This window comes from Streptomyces yerevanensis (genome assembly GCF_000716805.1).
Taxonomy (GTDB): domain Bacteria; phylum Actinomycetota; class Actinomycetes; order Streptomycetales; family Streptomycetaceae; genus Streptomyces; species Streptomyces flaveus.
This window is the reverse complement of sequence record NZ_JNWJ01000014.1, coordinates 136,472-150,908: the sequence shown is the minus strand read 5'-3', so window position 1 is coordinate 150,908 and position 14,437 is coordinate 136,472. Positions and strand designations below refer to the sequence as shown.

Annotated in this window: 11 protein-coding genes and 1 pseudogene; 6 read left to right on the top strand and 6 right to left on the bottom strand. The window is 68.7% G+C overall.

The features are described from left to right. Positions 1 to 1,111 precede the first annotated feature (1,111 nt). Positions 1,112 to 1,414, bottom strand: a pseudogene (locus OP79_RS58525) (ATP-binding protein); the annotation flags it as partial. 112 nt (positions 1,415 to 1,526) lie between these two features. Here OP79_RS58525 and OP79_RS16965 point away from each other — a divergent pair. The 6 genes from OP79_RS16965 to OP79_RS16940 all read left to right on the top strand — a co-directional run bounded on the left by OP79_RS16965 (position 1,527) and on the right by OP79_RS16940 (position 6,963). Then, positions 1,527 to 2,348 (top strand): helix-turn-helix domain-containing protein, encoded by an 822-nt coding sequence (locus OP79_RS16965; protein ID WP_033321058.1) that lies wholly within the window; start codon positions 1,527 to 1,529, stop codon positions 2,346 to 2,348. Beyond that, positions 2,345 to 2,617, top strand: a complete 273-nt coding sequence (locus OP79_RS16960) for a DUF397 domain-containing protein (RefSeq protein ID WP_033321057.1) — start codon at positions 2,345 to 2,347, stop codon at positions 2,615 to 2,617. The genes OP79_RS16965 and OP79_RS16960 overlap by 4 nt, the downstream gene beginning before the upstream one ends. 212 nt (positions 2,618 to 2,829) lie before the next feature. Then, the gene (locus OP79_RS16955; RefSeq protein WP_033321184.1) at positions 2,830 to 3,999 is read left to right on the top strand and encodes a Cmx/CmrA family chloramphenicol efflux MFS transporter; all 1,170 of its coding nucleotides are present in this window, start codon (positions 2,830 to 2,832) and stop codon (positions 3,997 to 3,999) included. A gap of 197 nt (positions 4,000 to 4,196) precedes the next feature. Continuing rightward, positions 4,197 to 4,691, top strand: coding sequence for a hypothetical protein (locus tag OP79_RS16950; protein WP_033321056.1), 495 nt, complete (start codon positions 4,197 to 4,199; stop codon positions 4,689 to 4,691). 175 nt (positions 4,692 to 4,866) lie between these two features. Further along, the gene (locus tag OP79_RS16945) at positions 4,867 to 5,739 is read left to right on the top strand and encodes an alpha/beta fold hydrolase (RefSeq protein ID WP_211270812.1); all 873 of its coding nucleotides are present in this window, start codon (positions 4,867 to 4,869) and stop codon (positions 5,737 to 5,739) included. Between the two features lie 441 nt (positions 5,740 to 6,180). Beyond that, on the top strand, positions 6,181 to 6,963 hold the full coding sequence (locus OP79_RS16940) for a S1 family peptidase (protein WP_033321054.1): 783 nt from the start codon (positions 6,181 to 6,183) through the stop codon (positions 6,961 to 6,963). A 104-nt stretch (positions 6,964 to 7,067) separates the two neighbouring features. On the opposite strand, the gene OP79_RS16935 is transcribed toward OP79_RS16940, so the two are convergent. The 5 genes from OP79_RS16935 to OP79_RS16915 form a co-directional block, all read right to left on the bottom strand. Next, complete coding sequence (locus OP79_RS16935; RefSeq protein ID WP_033321053.1) at positions 7,068 to 8,399, bottom strand: hypothetical protein; 1,332 nt, start codon at positions 8,397 to 8,399, stop codon at positions 7,068 to 7,070. 72 nt (positions 8,400 to 8,471) lie between these two features. Then, entirely contained in the window at positions 8,472 to 10,097 is a 1,626-nt protein-coding gene (gene cimA, locus OP79_RS16930; RefSeq protein ID WP_033321052.1) for a citramalate synthase, read from the bottom strand. A 331-nt stretch (positions 10,098 to 10,428) separates the two neighbouring features. Beyond that, a complete protein-coding gene (locus OP79_RS16925) occupies positions 10,429 to 11,688 on the bottom strand; it encodes a TolB family protein (RefSeq protein WP_033321051.1) in 1,260 nt (419 codons plus the stop codon). A 231-nt stretch (positions 11,689 to 11,919) separates the two neighbouring features. After that, positions 11,920 to 13,008 carry a branched-chain amino acid aminotransferase gene (locus tag OP79_RS16920; RefSeq protein WP_033321050.1) on the bottom strand — a complete coding sequence of 363 codons (1,089 nt, stop codon included), beginning with the start codon at positions 13,006 to 13,008 and terminating at the stop codon, positions 11,920 to 11,922. A 244-nt stretch (positions 13,009 to 13,252) separates the two neighbouring features. Further along, a complete protein-coding gene (locus OP79_RS16915) occupies positions 13,253 to 14,293 on the bottom strand; it encodes a 3-isopropylmalate dehydrogenase (RefSeq protein ID WP_033321049.1) in 1,041 nt (346 codons plus the stop codon). Positions 14,294 to 14,437 lie beyond the last annotated feature (144 nt).

The window sequence follows — 14,437 nt, the reverse complement described above, 5'->3', positions numbered from 1 at the left end:
GGCGGTCGAGATGCCCGACGCCCATGACCTGGTCCCACTTGGCCTCGCCGAGCGAGAGCAGGACTCCGTTGCCCTGGCCCACCGCGCCGCGGACCACCACGTCGATCTTGTGGCTCGTCTGCGCCGCCGGGTCCGGGACCGTGCCGTACGAGACGTCGATCGGCATGCCGCCGAAGGTCTCCGGAGCGGCGAAATGGGCGACCCATTCGCGGCAGATCTGTTCGAAGTGCGGACCGACGACGGCCGAGAGGAAGCGGGCTCGGGAGGTCTCCCAGACCTGTTCCGCCGAACCCCGGTCCAGCAGCGGGAGCTTCGGCCGTGAGATGGCGTGGTCGAAGGCGATGAGCGGTTCGCCCACCCGGTAGACGCTGCGGTTCTTGCGGAAGGCGTCCACTTCGCGGCGTACGAGGCCGCAGTCCTGCAGGACGGTGAGGGGGTGGGTGATGTCGCTGGTGGGGCGCTCCAGGCAGCCGGCGATGCCGCCGGCCGTGGCGTTGCCCGAGGCGAGCGCCGCCAGTACAGAGTGGTAGAGGGCCCGGTCCCGCAGGTCCGACTCGTCGGCCAGGAGGTAGCGGGCCTCGCGGTACAGCGGGGACCGGGGCGAGAGGGCAGTACGGCAGACCCAGGCGTCGAAGTCATCCAGGTCGGCGGGGACGTCATCGCGTACGAACTCCCTCCGATAAGCGGGGGTTCCGCCCACGACGCTGTGCACGAGAAGGGCGAGACGGTGATCGTCGATGCCCCAGAAGGCCGCTGCCTGGCGGAAGTCCAGTGGCTGGACGATGAGTTCGAGGCCAGCCCTGCCCCGGAGAGGCGACGTACCGCTGAGCAGCTTGCCCATGAAGGCGAGGGAACTGCCGCACAGCAGCAGGCGGGTACGGGACTCGAGCCGCTCCGGGCGTCGAGGGCCGTACGCGACCTGCACGATGGAGGGGAGCGAGGGCGTTGCCCTGGCCAGGTACGGGAACTCGTCGATGACGACGGGCAGGGGCCGCTCCTTGCCCAGTGCGAGCAGCGCGTCGATGGCCTGCTCCCAGCGGTCGAAGCGCATGGGGGCGATGCTGCCGGTGTACTGGCCGAGTTCCTCGCCGAAGCGGCGGAGCGACTCGGCCTCCGCCTCGGTGTCCGGGTCCGGGGGCCGGACCTCGCCCGGGCCGCTGTCGTGGATCTCAATGCGCAGCACTCCATCGGTGTCCAGGGCCAGTTGGAGGCGGAAGCCGCGGCCGGGTGGTACGCCGTGCAGCACGGCGTTGGTGGCGAGTTCGCTCACGCAGATCAGGACGTCGTCGCTGCGGTCGGCCACTGCCCAGTCGGTGAGGGCCTCGCGGGTGAACTCGCGGGCCAGGCGTACTGATCGGCGGTCTCGGCGGTAGAACGCCTCACGGGTGTGGAGGAGTTGGGGTTGTGCGTTCATGGGGCGACTGTCACAGGGTGTTACTACAGTTGGGCAGTGAGTGAATTCGTAGTTCCGATTGCTACGGGGGCGCTACGAGGAGTTCGGCGGTCGACGGGGGAAAGGGACGCTCATGCCCGTGGTGAAGAAGCCCAAGAAGGTCGGTTCGTGGCAGGCGGTCGGCGCGGTGCTGGCGCACTGCCGGAAGCAAGCCCGTCTCACGCAGGAGCAGCTCGCCGAGTTGGCGAACCTGCATGTGGACACGGTGGCGTCGATCGAGCAGGGCAGGTTGGCACTGCAACCCGACCGGGCGGAGCAGTTCGACGAACTGCTGGGGACGGGTGGGGTGTTGGCGGTGCTGGTGGCCAAACTGCCTGTGCGGGAGCGGATCGTTCAGTTCGCGCAGGGGCTGGTGGATCACGAGCAGGAGGCGGTCGGCATCCTCTCGTACGAGGCGCAGGTGGTTCCGGGACTCCTCCAGACCAGGGACTACTGCCGCGCCGTCTTCGACTACCGGTATCCGGCGCTCGGCAGCGAGACAGCCGAGCAATGGGTGAACGCCCGGATGGAACGGCAGTTGGTCTGGCAGCGGGACCGGCCACCCGTGGGCCACTTCATCCTGGAGGAGAGCATCCTGCGGCGGAAGGTTGGCGGTCCGGAGGTGATGCGGGAGCAGATCCGTCAGATCCTGGAGTACACCGAGCCCGTCCACATGGGTCTGCAGATCATGCCCATGGACCGGACGCCGCACTGCGGTCTCGCGGGACCCATGTTGCTGCTGGAAACGCCTGAGTACGAGCGTCTGGTGTACCTGGAGGCGCACCGCGCCAGCTTCCTCGTCGATGATCCCGATGAGGTCAGCGACTATCACCACAAGTATGGAATGCTGCGGTCACAGGCCCTCTCGCCCGACGAGAGCGTGCGCCTCTTGAACGGACTGCAGGAGAGGTCATGAACACCGCAGCACGGCACCAGCACCGCTCGAACGCCCTGGCGTGGTTCAAGTCCAGCTACAGCAGCGACGAGGGCGGCAACTGTCTCGAAGTCGCCTATGCCTGGCGCAAGTCGAGCTACAGCGGCAGTGAGGGCGGCAACTGCGTCGAGATCGCCGCCCACACCGCCGCCGTCCACATCCGTGACTCCAAGAACCCCACCGGCCCCGTTCTCACCGTCGCCCCCGTCTCCTGGGCCGCGTTCATGAGCGGTGGGCCCGTCGTTAATTGAGTGGACCGAGGGCAGCGGGCGTAACTAACCTGCCCCTCATGTCCAGCCCCGAGGCGTCAAGACTCCAGCCACCGGCTCTCCGGTGGCTGTTTGGGATGTCGGGCTGAAGCTCCTCGATCGGCGATCAAAGATCGACGATTCACGTCACCCCTCACCGTCGCCGGAACGCCGTGCCGTCGGCCGTGTTCGTTTTCGGGTGTGCGGAGTTTTTCATGCCGTTTGGGCTTTATCTGTTGGGGCTTGCTGTCTTCGCTCAGGGGACCTCTGAGTTCATGTTGTCCGGGCTTGTGCCGGACATCGCGCGGGATTTGGGCGTGTCCGTTCCGGCTGCCGGGTCGCTGACCTCGGCGTTCGCTGTCGGGATGATCGCGGGGGCGCCGTTGATGGCCGTCGTGAGTCGGCGGTGGTCTCGGCGTGGGGCGTTGTTGGGGTTTCTGGGGATCTTCCTGGTTGTCCATGTGGTGGGGGCGGTCACCAGTGACTTCTCGGTACTGCTGGTCACACGGATTGTGGGGGCCTTGGCCAACGCCGGGTTCCTTGCCGTCGCTGTCGTGACGGCCGTCGGGATGGTCGACGCGAAGGCCAAGGGGCGGGCCACGTCCGTGCTGCTCGGTGGCGTCACCGTCGCGTGTGTGGCGGGGGTTCCCGGTGGGGCGTGGCTGGGGCAGGTGTGGGGATGGCGGTCGGCCTTCTGGGCCGTGGTCGTTCTGTCTGTACCGGCTCTGTTCGCGATTCTGCGGTCCGTGCCGAGTGGGGTTCCCGACGTCGCTCGTGTCAGTGTGCGCCAGGAAGTACGGGCGTTGCGAGGGCCTCGGCTTCAACTCGCTCTGCTTCTGGGTGCGTTGGTGAACGGGGCGACCTTCTGCACGTTCACCTATCTCGCGCCGGTGGTCACCTCGGTCACTGGGCTCGGGGCCGCGTGGGTGCCCGTCGTGTTGGCGCTGTTCGGGCTGGGGTCGTTCGTGGGCGTGAGTGTCGGTGGGCGGATTGCCGATGTCCGGCCCGTACCGCTCCTCGTGGTCGGTGGAGTTGCGCTGCTGATCGGATGGAGCGTGTTCGCACTGTCCGCCGGTAATCCGGTGGCGGCGGCCGTGCTCGCTTTCGTTCAGGGCGCGCTCTCCTTCGCCGTCGGGTCCACGATGATCTCCCAGGCGCTGTACGCGGCGGCCGACGCACCGACCCTGGCGGGCGGCTTCGCCACGGCGGCGTTCAATGTCGGTGCCGCGGTGGGCCCGTGGGTCGGTGGGGTCGTGATCGGGGCGGGGTTCGGTTATCGCTCGCCACTGTGGGTGAGTGCCGGGCTCGTGGGTGTGGCCCTCGCCGTGGGAGTGACCGGCCGCCGGAGTCGGGCCGTTGCGGCTCCGGCGTCGCCGCCCGTGTGACCAACGACGTCGAGCAGTACGCCGCCCGTCGTCCGCGTACGAGAATGTCCCGACGGTCCAGGCGTTCTCTCCGCGAAAAGCGTGACACTTTCCCGGAAAGTGTCACGCTTTTCGCAACTCGCCCCCCGGCAGCGGGGATTGGCCATCAAGGCCTTAACCCGGTGCGGGGACCAGCCCTTCGCCCGTAGCCTTCGGCCATGACCTGGCTGCCCTCGGACTTCGTCCATCCCGTACGTGTCGAGTTGCCCGGTGGGCAGTACCTCCGGCCGATCAGTGGAGCCGACGCTCCGATCGACTATCCCGCCGTGATGGGCTCGCGGGAGCGGTTGTGGAGCATCTTCGGGGAGGCCTGGGGGTGGCCTGCGGACACGATCACGTATGAGGCGAACAAGGCGGATCTTGAGCGGCACGCGGCTGAGATCGCTGCGCATGAGTCGTTCAACTACGTGTTGTTCGACGCGGCGGGCACCACCGAGTACGGGTGCGTCTACATCGATCCGCCGGAGAAGGCGGGCGCCGATGCCGAGGTCTCGTGGTGGGTGGTGGACGACGCCGTCGGGACTGGGCTGGAGCGGGAGTTCGACGCGTTCGTGCCTCGGTGGATCGGGGAGGCGTGGCCTTTTGAGCGGCCTCGGTTCATCGGGCGGGATTTGACGTGGAAGGAGTGGCTGGCTCTGCCGGATGCCGGCTGAAGCGGGTGGCTTGTGCGGGGTTTTCTTCCCCAGGCCCGCCCCTTCCCGGCTGTATCAATGTGCGGCTCCGCCGCGTGGGGGCTTCGTCCCCGGACACCCAGAAGCGTTTACCGCGTACCAAGACGTTGCTGCGGCGGAGACGGTGCGCTGCAGAGGCCAGAAAGTGAGTAGACAGATGCAACCGACGTTCGTACTGGTTCACGGAGCCTTCGCGAACTCCTTCTCCTTGGCACCGCTCCAGGCCGAGCTCGGCCTCCTGGGACACCGTTCGGTCGCCGTCGACCTGCCCGGCCACGGCTTCGGGGCGACCTTCTCCCGCGCCTATCAGGCGCCACAGGACCTGGACGGGCTCGCCACCGCGCCCGGTTCGATCAAGGGTGTCACGCTCGCCGACAACGCCGCGCACCTGATCGGGATCCTGGAGCGGGCCAAGCGGAACGGCCCCGTGATCCTTGTCGCCCACAGCCGAGGCGGCGCCACGGCCACGGCCACGGCCAACGCGCGGCCGGACCTGATCGACCGCATCGTCTATGTCGCGGCCTGGTGCCCGGTCGCTCTCGACGTCGGCGACTACTACGCCGAGCCGGAGATGGCCGAGTTCGACGCCGCTTCCCTGGCCATGGCGATGGCCGGGAACCCCGCCGAACTCGGCCTGCTCCGCGTCAACTTCCGCACTGCGGATCCGGGCGCCCTTGCGGCGCTCAAGGCGGCCTTCCTCGCCGACGGCACCGACGAGGAGTTCCTGACCTTCCTGAGCACCTTCCAGCCCGACGAGAACCTGGACGTCGGCACCTCCGCCGACCGGGCGCAGGCCGCGACCTGGGGGCGTATCCCGAAGACCTTCGTCCGCCTGGCCGACGACGCGAGCATGCCGCTCGCCATGCAGGACCGGCTGATCCACGAGGGCAACGAGCTGACGCCGGACAACCCGTACGACGTCCGCACTCTCGAGGGCAGCCACTTGAAGTGGCTGGTCGACCCGGTGCCGGCGGCCCGAGTCCTGGGCGAACTCGCCACGCTCACCCCGTGTCCTGGGGCGCCTTCGTGAGCGGTGGGCCCGGCGTCAGTTGAGCGGACGGGGCGCCGCGGGTGATCCAGGCACACCCTCCGCAAAAGCGTGAACAGTTCTCCCCGCGGCGCTCAAACGCTGCTCGTTTGAGCGGGTAAAGGGCATTACGCCCCCTAGCGTTCACGCTTTTCGCACGTGGTACCCCGGCACCGGGGTTACGCGTCCCAGCAGCCCCAGTCCGCCGCCCTCGCCCCCCTCGTATCGCCGAACGGGGCACCCCCGCCCGGGAATCGGACACCCCTGGCTGGAATTCGCGCCTTGTGGTGGCGCGCAGCGCGTTCTCATAATCCTCCAACAGAAATCACCAGCTCATGCCGTTGAGGGCGCGATCGTCTGTTACTTCTTTGGCATGTGCCTGACATAAATTTCTGGCATTCATCCCCCAACATCAATGCCCAACCCCCCACGGAAGGCATCACGTTGAAGAAGCTCCTCAAGGCGTTCAAGAGATGCGCAGTCCTCGGCGCCGCCGCCCTCGCGATCGTCAGCCTTCAGCCCGTCAGCGCCACAGCCGCCACCCCGCCCGTCGTCGGCGGAACCCGCGCCGCGCAGGGTGAGTTCCCGTTCATGGTGCGGCTCTCCATGGGCTGTGGCGGTGCGCTCTACACCCAGCAGATCGTGCTCACCGCCGCACACTGCGTGAGCGGCTCGGGCAACAACACCAGCATCACGGCCACCGCCGGAGTCGTGGACCTGCAGAGCACGAGCGGCCGGGTCCAGGTGCGCTCAACCAAGGTCCTCCAGGCCCCCGGCTACAACGGCACCGGCAAGGACTGGGCGCTCATCAAGCTCGCCCAGCCCATCAACCTGCCGACGCTGAAGATCGCCACCAACAGCCAGTACAACACCGGTGACTTCACCGTCGCCGGCTGGGGTGCGGCCACCGAGGGCGGGGCCCAGCAGCGCTACATGCTCAAGGCGACCGTGCCGTTCATCGACGACGCCACGTGTGAGGGCTACGGCGGTTTCTACAGCGACCTCGTGCCGGGCGAGGAGATCTGCGCCGGCTTCGAGGAGGGCGGCGTCGACACCTGCCAGGGTGACTCCGGCGGGCCGATGTTCCGCAAGGACAACGCCGGTGACTGGATCCAGGTCGGCATAGTCAGCTGGGGCGACGGCTGCGCCCAGCCGAACGCGCCGGGCGTCTACACCGAGGTCTCCACGTTCGCCTCGGCGATCGCTTCGGCGGCGGCTTCTCTCTGACGTAAGTCTCGTACGACGACGTAAGCCTCGTACGAACGTACGCGGGTCCGGCGCCCTCTGCGCCGGACCCGTTCCCCTTGCCCTTTACGGGATTACTGGGTGCCTCAGAAGCCGCCCCCGAAGTCACCCCCACCGAAACCACCGTCGCCGAAACCGCCCCCGAAGTCACCGGAGGAGAAGTCCGCGCCGGAGACATCGCCGCCCCCGTAGCCGCCGCCTCCGAAGTCGCCGTAGCCGGAGCCGTAGGTGGCCGCGTACGCCGGGGCGGCCATCATCTGGCCGAGCAGAGTGCCGATGAGGAGGCCGGGGAGGATGCCGCCACCGAAGTAGCCGCCGGCCCAGGGGCCGTAGGCCGGGCCCGCCTCCCAGTACGGGCGGCGGCCGGAGTCGGTGTCGACCTCGCGGACGGCGGGTTCTAGGCCGTCGGCCAGGCGGGTGCGGTCGGCGGCGCAGACCGGGACCTCGCGGGGTGTGCCGCCGTCGGGTGTCCAGGTCGCGTCGGCGACCGACGGGCCGTGGCGCGGGTCGAAGAAGCAGGGGGCGCGGCGCGCGGGCGGCGGACGGCCCTCGCGGCGCGCGGCGAGCATGGCGAGCGAGAAGCGGCCGTCCTCCAGGGCCTGGGTGACGGCGCGCACCTCCTCGGGTCGCTGCGCCGCGGCCATGAACGACTTCGCCTGGTCGTACGCGTCGAGGGCGCGCTCGTAGTCGGCGCGCATCGCGTCGTCCGCGCCCTTCTCGGCGGGGTGGAAGTCGAGCCGGTCGAGCTCCTCGCCGAACGCGGTGATGTCCTCGTCGACGACCACACGGAGCTTCTCGAGCGCGGCCTGCCGCTCCTCTTCCTTCTTGCGGCGGTTGCGGCGTACGAGCGTGTAGGCGCCCGCGCCACCGGCCGCGAGCACGACGCCCGTTCCGATCAGTACGCCGGTCGGGTCGCTGTCGCCGCCGTCGGTCCAGCTGCTGGGGGCGGAGCCGCCGACGTTGGCGAGGGCGCGGTCAGTGAAGTCGTCGAGCTGGGTCTCGGTGCTGCTCTCGCCCTGGACGCTGGTGACAAGGTTCCGCACGGCCTCGTTCGACAGGACCGTCGAGTCGGCCCTTGCCTGGAACTCGTCACCGAGCCGGATCGCGTACAGGCCCGTGACACCGGTCGCCGTACGCAGGTTCCGGAAGAGGTTCTCCTCCGGGAAGTCGGCCGGGAGCACCGCGACGAAGACCGGCTTGTCGGCGTCCTCGATCTCCTTGGCCAGGGCTTCGGCGTCGGCTTTCGGCAGCTGCTCGGACATGGACGGGTCGACGTACACGGGGCTCTCCTTGAGAGCGTCCGCGACCGTCGAGACATCTGTGGCGGCATGGGCGCGCGTGGCCCCGACGGACAGCACCGCCAAGGCCGCGAACGCGATCAGGAGTATGGAGAGTCCACGGTTCAGTGCGGCCTTCATACCTTCGAAGTTACTCCTGTGCGGCGCAAAGCGAGGTGGGCGTGCACGCCGGGCGCATGCACGCCCGCCCGCTCACTCCGCGGGCTCGACCCCAGCCCGCAGCAGGCCGTACGTGTACGCGTCCTCCAGTGCCTGCCACGACGCGGCGATCACGTTGTCCGCCACGCCCACCGTCGACCACTCCCCCGCACCGTCCGACGTGGAGATGAGGACCCGCGTCGTGGAGGAGGTCCCGTGCTTGCCCTCCAGGATGCGGACCTTGTAGTCGACCAGGTCGAGCTTGGCCAGCTGGGGGTAGATCTTCTCCAGGGCCACGCGCAGGGTCTTGTCCAGCGCGTTCACCGGACCGTTCCCCTCCGCCGTGGCGACGATGCGCTCGCCCTTGGCGAAGAGCTTGACCGTGGCCTCGTTGGCGTGGCTGCCGTCGGGGCGGTCCTCGACGATCGCCCGCCAGGACTCCACCTCGAAGTACTTGCGGACCTTGCCCTCCACCTCCGCCCGGAGCAGAAGCTCGAAGGAGGCGTCGGCGGCCTCGTACGTGTAGCCCTGGAGTTCGCGTTCCTTGACCCGCTCCACGACCCGGCCGACCAGCTCACGGTCGTCACCGAGGTCGACGCCCAGCTCTTTCCCCTTCAGCTCGATCGACGCCCGGCCCGCCATGTCGGAGACCAGCATCCGCATGGTGTTGCCGACCTGCTCGGGGTCGATGTGCTGGTACAGGTCCGGGTCGACCTTGATGGCGGAGGCGTGCAGGCCCGCCTTGTGCGCGAAGGCCGAGACCCCTACGTACGGCTCATGCGTCGACGGCGTGAGGTTCACGACCTCGGCGATCGCGTGCGAAATGCGCGTCATCTCGGACAGCGCGCCCTCGGGGAGAACCTTCTTGCCGTACTTCAGCTCCAGCGCCGCCACCACCGGGAACAGGTTCGAGTTGCCGACGCGCTCCCCGTACCCGTTCGCCGTGCACTGGACGTGCGTCGCGCCCGCGTCCACCGCGGCCAGGGTGTTGGCGACCGCGCACCCCGTGTCGTCCTGGGCATGGATGCCGAGCCGGGCGCCCGTGTCGGCCAGGACCGTGGCGACCACGGCCTGGACCTGGGCCGGCAGCATGCCGCCGTTGGTGTCGCAGAGCACGACCACGTCGGCGCCCGCTTCCGAGGCGGCTCGTACGACCGCCTTCGCGTACTCGGGGTTCGCCCGGTAGCCGTCGAAGAAGTGCTCGCAGTCGACGAACACCCGACGGCCCTGGGAGCGGAGATACGCCACCGTGTCGCGGACCATCTCCAGGTTCTCGTCGAGCGTCGTACGCAGGGCCAGCTCGACATGCCGGTCATGGGACTTGGCTACCAGGCAGATGACAGGGGCGCCGGACTCGAGGAGCGCGTTGACCTGGGCGTCCTCGGCCGCCTTGCCGCCCGCGCGGCGCGTGGCGCCGAAGGCGACGAGCTGGGCGTGCTTGAAGTGGATCTCCTGCTGGGCGCGGGCGAAGAACTCGGTGTCGCGCGGGTTGGCGCCGGGCCAGCCGCCCTCGATGAAGCCCACGCCGAAGTCGTCCAGGTGCCGTGCGATGGCCAGCTTGTCCGCGACGGTGAGGTTGATGCCCTCGCGCTGCGCACCGTCGCGCAGCGTCGTGTCGAAGACGTGGAAGTCGTCGTCGACGTGGGAAGGGCCGTAGTTCTCGTCGGTTGCGTCTGTCATCTCTACTGGCTCCTGTGTGGGATGCGGTCTACCGGAATGACCGGCTCCACCGCCCTCATGATCCCTCGCGCTCCGTCCCGGCTGCGGGTGGGCCGGGAAACAGAAAAACCCCTCGCGGATGCGAGAGGTCTGCGCGCGGGTCGAGGACGACGGTGTCCGCCCGTACGTGGTCGTACGGGGCGGTCACTGCGGACCGGCGCGCCTGCTGCCAATAATCGTGGCGAACGAGAGCACGGGGGCAGTCTGGCACAGACCGTCCCCGTGCTCACGTTTGTCTCAGAATGCGAGCGGGACGCTACTCAGCGCATGGTTGCGCCGGGTCCGGCGCGCTTCAGCGCAGATGGCGGACGTACGCGTGCTGATGGTCGTAGCTGTCGCCCGGCACCAGGTCGGCCGAGTAGGAGCTGAAGGCCACCCGGCGACCGTGCGCGTCGATCACCGGCGAGACCGCCGAGTCGTCGTTCAAGCCGCCCTCGGTGTCGGCGCTGACCAGTTCGGTGCGCCCGGTGCGCAGATCGCGCACGTACACATGGGTCTCGTAGTCGCCGGTGCTCGGGCTGGACGAGACGAACGCGAGTCGGCGGTTGTCGGCACTGAGCGCGGCGAACCCGGTGGACTCCGACGGGTCCGCCGCGTCGATCCGGCGCAGCTCACCGGTCTCGAGGTCGCGGATGAACACGTTGTGTGCGTTGTTGGTGTCGCCCGGCGTCAGCTTCGAGTCGAGCGAGTGGAACAGTGCGTAACGGCCGTCCGCACTGAGGGACGAGTACTCGGACTGAGCGTCGGAGACCGCACCGTCCGGCGCCTTGTCGGCCTGCCACAGCTTCCCGCTCGGTACGTCGCGGACGTAGATGTCACTCCAGTCGCCGCTGGAGGGGAACGGGACGAAGTACTGGTAGCCGACCCGTTCGCCGTCGGCACTGATCGAGATGTTGGTGACCGACCTGGGCCGGTTGGCGTCGGGCACCTGGCTGACCCTGACCGCCGTGCCCGTCTTGCGGTCGACCCGGTGGACACTGCCCCACGCGTCGCCCTGGACGGGTTCCGAGCGTCCCGCGACCAGGGCGACATAGCGTCCGTTCGCGCTGATCACCGGCGAGTTCGCGGTGTCGTATCCGGGAGCGATGTCTTCGATCCGGTCGACCGCACCTGTCTTGAGGTCTTTCACGTAGACATGTGTCCGGCCGTCCGTGTCACCGGGCACCAGGTTGCTCGCGTCCGAACTGAAGGCCGCGTAGCGGCCGTTGGCGCTCAGCGAGAGGCTGGAGACATCGCCGTCGCTCTGGCCGCCGTCCGCGGCAGTGTTCACCCGGCGGGTCTCACCGGTTCTCAGATCCCGTACGAAGGCGTCCCGCGCGCCGTTCGTGTCGCCCGCGACAAGATTACCGGCCCGCGACTGGAAGGCCAGATACCGCCCGTCTGCGCTCAGCCCCTCGGCCGTCGACCATGCGTCCCCATCGGTGCCGTCCGGTGCCACGCTGGCCTTCTCGGTGCGCGGCACGGGCTGTGGCGCGGCGGACGCGGGCAGCGCGACGCCGGTGAGCGCGATGATCAGGGCAGCGCCGAGCGCAACCCTCCGTGCAGTGGTCATGATTCTCCCCGTGTTCCCCGTTGGTCGCTTTCTCCCCCGGCCCAGCGCCGAGGCCCACAGGGATACAAACTCACCAGCGGTACGGGGTCAATCGGCCGTATTGCGTACAACCTGGGCGGTGCGTCAGGCGTCCGTGCGCGTCAGGACGTTGATGTTCCTGGACCGTGAACGGCCGGTCCCCGCCCTCCAGTTGAGGAGAGCGGGGACCAACAAGGCTTCGGGTAAAGGCCGTCAGCCGAGGTTGTGCATCCAGCCGTGCTTGTCCTCGCTCACCCCGCGCTGGATGTCGAGCAGCGCCTCGCGCAGTTTCAGCGTGACCTCGCCGGGCTGTCCGCCGCTCTGCTGCCACTCGCCCGCGTGGCACTTGACCGTGCCGACGGGGGTGATGACGGCGGCGGTGCCGCAGGCGAAGACCTCGGTGAGGGTGCCGTTCGCGGTGTCGTCCCGCCACTGGTCGATGGAGACGCGGGCTTCCTCGGACTCGTAGCCGAGGTCACCGGCGACCGAGAGCAGCGAGTCGCGGGTGATGCCCTCCAGGATGGAGCCCGTCAGAGTCGGGGTGACGATCTTGTCGCCGTACACGAAGTACAGGTTCATGCCGCCCAGTTCCTCGACCCACTTGTGCTCGACGGCGTCGAGGTAGCAGACCTGGTCGCAGCCCTTCGCGGCGGCCTCGGCCTGCGCGAGCAGGGACGCGGCGTAGTTGCCGCCGGTCTTGGCGTCGCCCATGCCGCCGGGGACGGCGCGCACGCGGTCGTCGGAGAGCCAGATCGAGACGGGCTTCACGCCGCCCGGGAAGTACGCGCCGGCCGGGGAGGCGATGACCATGAACAGGTACTCGTTCGCGGGCTTCACGCCCAGACCGACCTCGGTCGCGATCATGAACGGGCGCAGATAGAGCGACTCCTCGCCGCCGTGCGCCGGCACCCATGCCTTGTCCTGCTGGACGAGCAGGTCACAGGCCTCGATGAACGTCTCGACGGGCAGCTCCGGCATGGCGAGGCGGCGGGCGGAGGCCTGGAAGCGGCGGGCGTTGGCGTCGGGACGGAAGGTGGCGACCGAGCCGTCCGGCTGCCGGTAGGCCTTCAGTCCCTCGAAGATCTCCTGCGCGTAGTGCAGGACGTTGGTCGCGGGGTCGAGGGAGAGCGGCCCGTACGGCGTGAGCTGCCCGTCGTGCCAGCCGCGGCCCTCGGTCCACTTGATCGTCACCATGTGGTCGGTGAAGTGGCGGCCGAACCCGGGGCTGGCGAGGATCGCCTCCCGCTCCGCGTCGGAGAGCGGGTGCGCGGAGGGCTTGAGCTCGATCGTGGGCGTCGTCATGAGTGGTTGTCCTTCACCGGTTTGTTTGTGACGGGCCGCGCTCACGCCCGTACCGACCGATGGCCAGTGCGAGGACGTCCGAGCATTCCCTTGATCCGCGGCTCCACGTTCGATTATCGCGTGAGCGGAGCCGTGGAGGATATGGGTGTGAATGCGGCCCAGGGGATGATGGTGGCACCCGGCGAGGCATAGGAAAAGCCGCCGGGTGCGGAAGCGACCCGGCGGCTGGCGAGAGCGCGGCGGGTCAGCCGGCTACTCGTACGGCGAGCGCGTCGCCGATTTCGTCGGTCGTACGGGTCGTGGTGCCGCGCTCCGCGAGGTCGGCGGAGACGGCGTCCTCGATGCGGGCGGCCTCGGTCTCGTAGCCGAGGTGACGCAGCAGGAGGGCGACGGACAGGACGGTGGCGGAGGGGTCGGCCTTGCCCTGGCCTGCGATGTCGGGCGCCGAGCCGTGCACCGGCTCGAACATCGACGGGAACTCGCCGGAGGGGTTGATGTTCCCGCTCGCGGCGACGCCGATGCCGCCGGAGACGGCCGCGGCGAGGTCGGTGATGATGTCACCGAAGAGGTTGTCGGTGACGATCACGTCGAACCGCTCGGGCTGCGTGACGAGGTAGATCGTCGCCGCGTCCACGTGCATGTACTCGGTGGTGACGTCGGGGAACTCCTCGGCCACCTTGTTGAAGATGTTGGTCCACAGGTGACCCGCGAAGGCCAGCACGTTGTTCTTGTGGATCAGCGCCAGCTTCTTGCGCGGGCGGGCCTGGGCACGGGCGAAGGCGTCGCGGACGACGCGCTCGACACCGAAGGCCGTGTTGACGGAGACCTCGGTGGCGACCTCGTGCGGGGTGCCCTTGCGGATCGTGCCGCCGTTGCCGGTGTACGGACCCTCGGTGCCCTCACGGACCACGACGAAGTCGATCTCGGGCTGGCCGGCGAGCGGGGTGGCGACGCCCGGAAGGAGCTTCGACGGACGCAGGTTGACGTGGTGGTCGAAGAGGAAGCGGAGCTTCAGCAGGAAGCCGCGCTCCAGGACGCCGGACGGCACGCTCGGGTCGCCGATCGCGCCGAGCAGGATCGCGTCGTGCTTCTTGAGCGCGTCGACGTCCGCGTCGGTGAGGGTCTCTCCGGTGGCGTGGTAACGCTTGGCGCCGAAGTCGTACTCCTTGGTCTCCAGCTTCACATCCTGCGGAAGGACGGCGGAGAGCACCTTCAGGCCCTGGGCAACGACCTCTTGGCCGATGCCGTCACCGGGGATCACTGCGAGATTGAGGCTGCGAGACATGTCGGCAGCCTACTCCTCCGTCCCACGGGATGACACGAGGCGTCCGCGATACGGACACGCATGTACGACCCATCTATAGCCGGTCCACGGACCGTCGAGTGACACCGCATCGGCCCGTAAGTCTCCGTTCATCCAGAAGTCAGG

What these genes read in the sequence shown, in the direction of transcription:
- OP79_RS16965 (WP_033321058.1), top strand. Translation starts at nt 1,527, where the DNA reads ATGCCCGTGGTGAAGAAGCCCAAGAAGGTCGGTTCGTGGCAGGCGGTC.
- OP79_RS16960 (WP_033321057.1), top strand. Translation starts at nt 2,345, where the DNA reads ATGAACACCGCAGCACGGCACCAGCACCGCTCGAACGCCCTGGCGTGG.
- OP79_RS16955 (WP_033321184.1), top strand. Translation starts at nt 2,830, where the DNA reads ATGCCGTTTGGGCTTTATCTGTTGGGGCTTGCTGTCTTCGCTCAGGGG.
- OP79_RS16950 (WP_033321056.1), top strand. Translation starts at nt 4,197, where the DNA reads ATGACCTGGCTGCCCTCGGACTTCGTCCATCCCGTACGTGTCGAGTTG.
- OP79_RS16945 (WP_211270812.1), top strand. Translation starts at nt 4,867, where the DNA reads ATGCAACCGACGTTCGTACTGGTTCACGGAGCCTTCGCGAACTCCTTC.
- OP79_RS16935 (WP_033321053.1), bottom strand. Translation starts at nt 8,399, where the DNA reads ATGAAGGCCGCACTGAACCGTGGACTCTCCATACTCCTGATCGCGTTC.
- cimA (WP_033321052.1), bottom strand. Translation starts at nt 10,097, where the DNA reads ATGACAGACGCAACCGACGAGAACTACGGCCCTTCCCACGTCGACGAC.
- OP79_RS16925 (WP_033321051.1), bottom strand. Translation starts at nt 11,688, where the DNA reads ATGACCACTGCACGGAGGGTTGCGCTCGGCGCTGCCCTGATCATCGCG.
- OP79_RS16920 (WP_033321050.1), bottom strand. Translation starts at nt 13,008, where the DNA reads ATGACGACGCCCACGATCGAGCTCAAGCCCTCCGCGCACCCGCTCTCC.
- OP79_RS16915 (WP_033321049.1), bottom strand. Translation starts at nt 14,293, where the DNA reads ATGTCTCGCAGCCTCAATCTCGCAGTGATCCCCGGTGACGGCATCGGC.